The organism is Methylophaga sp. UBA1464, from assembly GCF_002325665.1.
Taxonomy (GTDB): Bacteria; Pseudomonadota; Gammaproteobacteria; order Nitrosococcales; family Methylophagaceae; genus Methylophaga.
The window spans coordinates 34,758-42,731 of the sequence record NZ_DCSO01000080.1 but is presented as its reverse complement, the minus strand read 5'-3'; the positions used below and the strand labels follow the sequence as shown (position 1 = coordinate 42,731).

The following is a 7,974-nucleotide window of genomic DNA, read 5'->3' as shown; positions in this document are numbered from 1 at the left end:
CAACTCATTGGTCACAGCCTGAACACGTGAACCACGCATACCGACACATGCGCCAACCGGATCAATTCTTGGCTCGTGAGCTAAAACGGCAATTTTTGCTCGTAAACCGGGGTCACGGGCAGCCCCCTTGATTTCAATCATGCCGTCCCCGATTTCAGGTACTTCAAGACTGAACAGTTCAATTAATAATTCAGGCGCTACGCGGCTGATAATAAGTTGTGGCCCACGCACTTCTGAACGAATCTCTTTTAAATAACCACGAACCCGGTCACCACTGCGGAAATTTTCACGCGGAATCATTTCTTCACGTGGTAATAACGCTTCTGCATTGCCGCCTAAATCCAAAGTCACATTGCCGCGTTCCACACGTTTAACCGTGCGATGAATCATTTGACCGACTTTTTCACGGTACATATCGACCACTTGGGCACGTTCAGCTTCGCGAACTTTTTGAACGATAACCTGTTTTGCTGTTTGCGCAGCTATACGGCCAAACTCAACCGATTCCATTGGTTCGCGGATATAGCCACCGACTTCAGCATCAGCCTGTTTGGCCAGGGCATCCGATAGTTTTATTTGGGTTTCCGGAGATTCAAATGTTTCGTCATTATCGTCAACAATTAACCATTGACGGAAAGTTTCATAGTTACCGGTAAGGCGATCAATCGCAACATGCGCATCTATTTCCATTTCATAGCGTTTGCGGGTAGCCATAGCTAACGCCGCTTCTATCGCCTGAAAAATAACTTCTTTCCCCACGCCTTTTTCATTAGACATGGCATCAACAACCAGTAAAATTTCTTTATTATTCATCTCGCCCCCAGTGGATCGACGCAAGCGATTGATCCAAAACTAAGTTTTTTCATTAACAGCAAATAATACGCTTTTTCAGGCAACCAGTCGTGCTTTAGCCAACTTTGCCAATGGTAAGGCGTAAACCTCGCCATCTACTTCAATTAATACTTCACCATTTTCGAAGCCCTGAAGCACTCCAGTAAAATTCCGTCGACCTTCCACAGGTAATTTTGTGGTTATTTTTGCTGGCGAGCCAGTAAAGCGGATGAAGTCTCGTTCTTTAAATAAAGGACGATCAAATCCGGGTGAGGAAATTTCGAGGGAATAGGCTTTTTTGATGGGGTCTTCAACATCGAGGATGCCGCTGACCTGATGACTGACACGCTCACAATCTTCAATACCTATGCCTTGATCTGCATCAATATAGATTCTGAGGAGTGGATTTTGTCCACCCTGAATGTATTCCACACCGACCAGCTGGTACCCCAGCGACTCAATCGGTGCTTCAATTAGTTTTTCAATTTGATCAGATACGGCCATAGGCTAACAAATAAAAAAAAAGGGCCATTGGCCCAATTTTAACTCCACAAAAACAAAAACCCCAATTAGGGGTCCTGTCTTAACATTATTATTGGTAGCGGGGGCTGGATTTGAACCAACGACCTTCGGGTTATGAGCCCGACGAGCTACCAGGCTGCTCCACCCCGCACCTGACTAAGTCGCATACTATACACAGGATGCGACTTACCCGCAAGCCTGTTTATTAATTCTCTTTTAGTTTACGGGTTAAGGTATTTCGCCCCCAACCCAATAATTTTGCGGCTTCCTGACGTTTGCCTGCGGTTTTTTCCAGAGCCACCTCCATCAGCAGGTTTTCAATCATTGGTACCACATCAGCCAACACGCCTTCCTGACCACTTAGCGCTTTGTTTGCCGCCCATTGACGGAACAGCTGTTGCCAGTCTGTTCCGCCACGAATTGACTCAACGCCTGCATCGGAGGTGAGTTCCATCGGGAGATCATCCATCTGGACAACCTGGCCGGGGGACATCACCGTCAGCCAACGCGAAGTATTTTCCAGTTGTCTCACATTACCCGGCCAGGGCAACTGCGATAAATACCGCTCCACTTCAGGGGATACACTTTTTACTCCCATATTCAGTTCACGGGCCGCCTTATTCAGAAAATAAGCAACCAATGCCGGAATATCTTCCCGACGTTCACGTAATGATGGGATATGAATCCGGATAACATTTAAACGATGGAACAAGTCTTCACGAAAATCACCACGCTCGACCTGCTGTTCCAGATTCTGATGGGTTGCCGCGATGATTCTCACATCCGCTTTAACCGCACTATGTCCGCCAACTCTGAAAAACTCGCCATCTGAAAGCACCCTCAACAGCCGGGTTTGTAATTCAAGGGGCATATCACCAATTTCATCAAGAAATAATGTGCCGCCATCAGCTTGTTCAAAGCGACCTTTGCGCTGCACATGTGCCCCGGTAAAAGCCCCCTTTTCATGACCAAACAGTTCGGATTCTAATAATTCTTTGGGGATAGCCGCCATATTGAGAGCAATAAACGGATTCTGTCGGCGCGGGCTATGTTTGTGCAAAGCATGGGCAACCAACTCTTTACCTGTGCCGGATTCACCATTAATCAAAACGGTGATGTTGGAACGTGCCAGTCGACCTATTGCTCGAAACACCTCCTGCATTGCCGGCGCTTCACCAATAATCTCACTACCTATATTCATTTCACCGGCAGGATTATTATGCTGCTGTCGATGGTGGGTAACTGCACGTTGAACTAAATCAACTGCTTCATCAACATCGAAGGGTTTTGGCAGGTATTCAAAGGCTCCGCCTTCATAAACCGAAACAGCGCTGTCCAGGTCTGAATAAGCTGTCATGATAATGACTGGCAAATCCGGCTGATTCTGCTGGATTTCCGAAAGTAATTGCAGACCATCAAGACCTGGCATGCGAATATCACTGACCAGAACATCCGGAGGAGTATCGGTGCCTCGCTTTAATTGCTCTAAAACCAGATCTCCACTTTCAAAGGCTTTAACAGTAATATCTACGGCTTCCAATGCCTTTTGTAATACCCATCGAATTGATCGGTCATCATCAACAATCCATGCTATCGCTTTAGCGCTCACGGTTTTAACTCCAAGGGAAAAATAATTGAAAATATGGTTTGCCCGGCATGGCTGCTGCAACTGACAGTACCTGCATTTCGCTGCACAAGGTTCTGCACCAGGTAAAGGCCCAGTCCAGTGCCATCAGCCCGACCGGTAACCAAGGGATAAAATAAACTGTCCTGTAACTGTTTGGGGATGCCCGGTCCATTGTCCTCAACTTCAATCAGTACCCCTAATTTATAAAAACGTTTTTCAATGGTCAGATTGCGTTGAATTCGTGTTCTCAGGCGGATAACGCCAGTACCATGCATCGCCTGGACGGCGTTACGCACAATATTCAAAAAAATCTGAATCAGCTGATCAAAATCGGCATGTAAATCAGGAATACTCGGATCGTAATCAGCAATAAACTTCAATCGTTCATCCACCTCAATATCCACCAGCTGTCGGACCCGCTGTAATACCTCATGGATATTCAGATAGTGTTTTTCTGATTGCTGATATGGTCCCAGCATTCGTGTCATCAGGTTTTGCAGACGATCTGCTTCATTAATAATGATGCGGGTATATTCTTTTAAATCATCTGAGTCCAGTTGCCGCTCCAGTAACTGTGCAGCCCCTCGCAGACCACCAAGCGGATTTTTTATTTCATGAGCCAGGCCACGGACAACCTGCTGCTGAGTATGCAGATTTTCATCACGATTGACGCGTTGCTGGTAATCCAGTTGTGCCAGTTCAACTAACAGGTGCGGTTCGGCCACATCAAGCATTTTGATTGAACAATCAACTACTATTTCACCGGCTGCAGGCAGAAACAATTGGATTTCACGCTCAATTAACGCCTGCCCGTTACCGATAACCCGACGTAATGAATTCAATAAATGGGTTTCACCGGGTAACAGTGTTTGAAAAGGAATATGTTCGGCTTGACGTTGACTGATTTCAAACATGACTTCGGTGGCCGTATTGATATAACAGACACGTAAGTTCGTATCGAGCACCAAAATGGCTGTTGTTAAACTTTCCAGTACATCATTACTGGATAACTGTTCAACATTGATAAGTTTGTCATTCAAGTTCATGGCATGCCATTTGCAAAAAACGCTCCATTTGTAAGCATCTCTCAGAACATAAAATTTAACATTCTGATTCCAATAGAATTAATATATTTTTGCTCAAGATAAATCGCCAGAAGGCAACATTTCAGATGCGGTTTTAAGGAAATTCAGGCTATTGTACGCTTCATTTTGGTGCGTACAGTTATTCAAGATGAATTAGTTGGGATTAGGAACACTTGGGTTGGTGGGAATACCTGGAATAGTGGGAGCACCACCCCCAGGCAGATTGTTCTGTTGACGGCCCGGTTGAAGCAAGCTGGTTCGTTGCAAGTGAAAAGTAGTTGTTTCACTTTGTGCAATAACTTCTCCTGATGCATTCAGCACGACCGCTGAAAGTTTATGCGTACCCCTGTCCAGATTTTCCAGCATAAAACTTAATTGAGGCATAGGCACACCCGCGGGTAAACCATCAAGATATAGCTGAATCTTATCACCACGCTCAGGTACGAAAGCCGGTTGTAATTGCAGATTCACCGTGACATTACCGTTATTAACCCTGATGCCAGCATCATCTTCAGGCGCAACAATTGTCAACTTATAATCAGGGTCGACTTCTGACTCGCCGGATTCTTCCTGTTCATTGGTAGTGGTGGTCGAATCGGTCACACCAGGAATTTGCACGGGTGAATACGTCATGGAATCCTGTAACTCAATCTTTTCTGCATTTTCAACAGGTTCATCTGAATAAACCTGGTTACCATTGTCGTCAACCCAGCGATAGATATCAGCCGCCACAGCTGTGCCAAGACCAAACAACATAATAAGAAAGAATTTCATATTATGAATATAGGTCAGGCCTTACTATTGTGCAACTAGCAAACATAAAAAAACGCCTCCACGAGGGAGGCGTTTTGTGACATCAATCAAAAAAGTTTAAACACTGTAATATAAATCAAACTCTGCAGGGTGTGTTTCCATACGCAGACGGGTGACTTCTTCCATCTTCAATTCAATATAGCCATCGATCATATCGTCAGTGAATACACCACCTTCTGTTAAGAAAGCGCGATCTTTGTCCAGTTCGGCCAATGCCTGATCCAATGCATGACAAACTTTTGGAATCGCTGCATCTTCTTCGGGCGGTAAGTCGTACAAGTCCTTATCCATCGCATCACCTGGGTGGATCTTGTTTTTAATGCCATCCAGACCAGCCATCATCATCGCACTGAATGCCAGATAAGGGTTTGCTGATGGATCAGGGAAACGAACTTCGATACGACGACCTTTTGGATTACTGACAAAAGGAATACGGATAGACGCACTACGGTTACGTGCTGAATAAGCCAACATTACAGGCGCTTCGAAACCTGGTACCAGACGCTTGTAACTATTGGTTGAAGAATTGGTAAATGCGTTCAGCGCACGGGCATGTTTGATAATACCCCCAATGTAAAATAAGGCTGTTTCAGACAAACCGCCGTATTTATTACCAGAAAACAGGTTTTCACCTTCTTTAGCCAAAGATTGGTGAACATGCATACCACTGCCGTTATCACCTACCAAAGGTTTTGGCATAAATGTCGCTGTTTTACCGTACGCATGGGCAACGTTATGCACAACATATTTCAGTATCTGAACTTCGTCAGCCTTTTTAACCAGAGTGTTGAATTTAGTACCGATTTCACACTGGCCTGCTGTAGCAACTTCATGGTGATGCACTTCTGTAACCAAGCCCATTTCTTCCATGGTCAAACACATGGCAGAACGGATATCTTGCAGTGAATCCACTGGCGGCACCGGAAAGTAACCACCTTTTACACTTGGACGGTGACCTTTGTTACCATCTGCGAAAACTTTTTCGGTATTCCATGAAGACTCATCTGAGTCAATTTTATAGAATGAACCAGAAATATCGCTGCCCCAACGGACATCATCAAGAATGAAAAATTCTGGCTCTGGACCAAAGAAAGCGGTATCTGCCAAACCAGTAGATGCAAGGTAAGCTTCTGCACGTTTTGCCACACTGCGAGGATCGCGTTCATATCCCTGCATGGTAGCTGGCTCAACGATATCGCAACGAACGATCAGCGTCGTATCGTCCATAAATGGATCCAAAACGGCAGTCGTTGCATCCGGCATCAGAATCATGTCGGATTCGTTAATTCCTTTCCAGCCGGCAACAGATGAACCGTCAAACATGACACCTTCAGAGAAAGTATCTTCATCAATTGAATGGGCAGGGTAAGAAACGTGCTGCTCTTTACCACGCGTGTCGGTGAAACGGAAATCAAGGAATTTAACGTCCTCGTCCTTAATTATCTGAAGCACATTTTCGACTGACATTTATAATCTCCAAATTAAAAAAACTGCACACTCTGGTGCAAAAAAACTCACTCGCAACTTACAGCACAAATCTTGCCAACTCGCTGGCTCCGTAAAATCAACCATTTGAGTGCATTCATAAACCACTCACGCTCTAATTTGGTGCAAAACACAACTATTCCGCACCAATAAAGTGCTACGCACCAACTCGGACCGTAATAATGATCTCATCATCGTCTTCCACTGAATCCACGATAAGATGACCATGAATTCGGGCCCATGCAGGAATATCGCTTAAAGCCCCTGGATCGGTACATATCACTTTGAGAATATCCCCTGAAGATAGCTCGGCTACTTTATTCTGCGTTTTGATTACTGGCAAGGGACATAATAATCTTCTTGCGTCTAATTCGACTTGTTTCATACGTACCATTCCTGTGGAACCTGTTCTACACTGATTGGGCGAGCCTGAATATGTCTGGGTGGTTTATCAGGTACAGTAATTTCTACCTCGACCTCATCCGCATCGCGTCCCTGCCCATAACGCGCAACAATAGAAGCGGCAAGCGTAAAGTCCTGTTGTTCGATATCGCCATCAATGATGGCCATTGGACCATTATGACTGGTTGAATAAAGACTGATAAATTGTTTACGGTAACCTTCGAGGAACTTACTTTCGCCTGCATCCCGGGCAATGATCATTTTAAAATCGGCTTTCGGCCGAATATGCCGGCCAACCTTCAACAGCATAATGTCATCCAACTCATATTCACGGCTGTTTCTGGCCTTCCATAGATCCACCAGCTTACTGGAGTAACTTTCATCAGTCAGGAAACAGCAACCACCAGCAGGCGTTGCAAAATCATCAAAACCGAACTGTTTTGCCAAAGCGATTTGCGGTTTGCGATTTCGCCCATGAAAACCATAAAGCTTTTCACGATCAACCCAGCCTTCACGCTCCGGTCTCGTGGGTTGCAGATTTTTGGCACATAAAGGGCGTAACAGAAGGTCATCTGCTCCGGATTCAGCCGCCACAATTGGCATTGTGCGCTTTAATTGAGATTTGGGCCGCTGACCAATTACCTCGCCAGTAATGATAAAGTCAAAACCTTGCATATGATGTTGCCTGACCCACTCAACAGCTTTTCTGACCATAAAGATTTTACAGTCGAGACAAGGGTTCATATTAGTGCCATAACCATGTTTTGGATTAAGCAGAACATCTTTGTATTCTTCGATTACATCAATGATATGTAATTTGATACCGAGCTGTTCAGCCACCCACAAAGCATTATTGCGTTTCTGCTTGTCTTTATGCTGATTGCGAATCGCATGAGTATGGCCTTCGACGCAAAATCCAGTAAAAAAATTGATGCCTTCAACTTCAATACCCTGCTCCTGCATGACACGAACTGCCAGCATTGAATCCAAACCACCTGAAATTAAGGCAACGGCTTTGTGCTGTGAAGTCATTTAAGCGGTTCCCCCGACAGTCAAAGCGTCAATTTTCAATGTCGGTTGGCCCACACCGACCGGTACACTTTGTCCTTCTTTTCCACAGTTACCAATTCCAGAATCCAGTTCAAGATCATCGGCAACCATGCTGATACGATTCATGACTTCCGGACCATTACCTATCAGAGTTGCCCA

Annotated in this window: 8 protein-coding genes, 1 tRNA gene and 1 pseudogene; all 10 read right to left on the bottom strand. The window is 45.1% G+C overall.

The window, feature by feature from the left end:
* Positions 1-813: transcription termination factor NusA (gene nusA, locus B3O33_RS10280; RefSeq protein WP_292363540.1), on the bottom strand; the 813-nt coding region annotated here is incomplete at its 3' end.
* Positions 814-888: 75 nt separating this feature from the next.
* Positions 889-1,335, bottom strand: coding sequence for a ribosome maturation factor RimP (gene rimP, locus B3O33_RS10275; protein ID WP_292361660.1), 447 nt, complete (start codon positions 1,333-1,335; stop codon positions 889-891).
* Positions 1,336-1,427: 92 nt separating this feature from the next.
* Positions 1,428-1,504: transfer RNA gene (locus B3O33_RS10270), tRNA-Met, on the bottom strand.
* 54 nt (positions 1,505-1,558) lie between these two features.
* Positions 1,559-2,962 carry a nitrogen regulation protein NR(I) gene (gene ntrC, locus B3O33_RS10265; protein WP_292361659.1) on the bottom strand — a complete coding sequence of 468 codons (1,404 nt, stop codon included), beginning with the start codon at positions 2,960-2,962 and terminating at the stop codon, positions 1,559-1,561.
* Entirely contained in the window at positions 2,959-4,026 is a 1,068-nt protein-coding gene (gene glnL, locus B3O33_RS10260) for a nitrogen regulation protein NR(II) (RefSeq protein ID WP_292361658.1), read from the bottom strand. Before glnL ends, ntrC begins: the two co-directional genes overlap by 4 nt.
* A 192-nt stretch (positions 4,027-4,218) precedes the next feature.
* Positions 4,219-4,839, bottom strand: coding sequence for a DUF4124 domain-containing protein (locus B3O33_RS10255; protein WP_292363538.1), 621 nt, complete (start codon positions 4,837-4,839; stop codon positions 4,219-4,221).
* Positions 4,840-4,935: 96 nt separating this feature from the next.
* Positions 4,936-6,345, bottom strand: a complete 1,410-nt coding sequence (gene glnA / locus B3O33_RS10250) for a glutamate--ammonia ligase (RefSeq protein ID WP_292361656.1) — start codon at positions 6,343-6,345, stop codon at positions 4,936-4,938.
* Between the two features lie 175 nt (positions 6,346-6,520).
* Positions 6,521-6,748, bottom strand: coding sequence for a sulfurtransferase TusA family protein (locus B3O33_RS10245; protein WP_292361655.1), 228 nt, complete (start codon positions 6,746-6,748; stop codon positions 6,521-6,523).
* A complete protein-coding gene (locus tag B3O33_RS10240) occupies positions 6,745-7,797 on the bottom strand; it encodes a tRNA (5-methylaminomethyl-2-thiouridylate)-methyltransferase (protein ID WP_292361654.1) in 1,053 nt (350 codons plus the stop codon). Before B3O33_RS10240 ends, B3O33_RS10245 begins: the two co-directional genes overlap by 4 nt.
* Positions 7,798-7,974 (bottom strand): annotated as a pseudogene (gene tldD, locus B3O33_RS10235) (metalloprotease TldD); the annotation flags it as partial.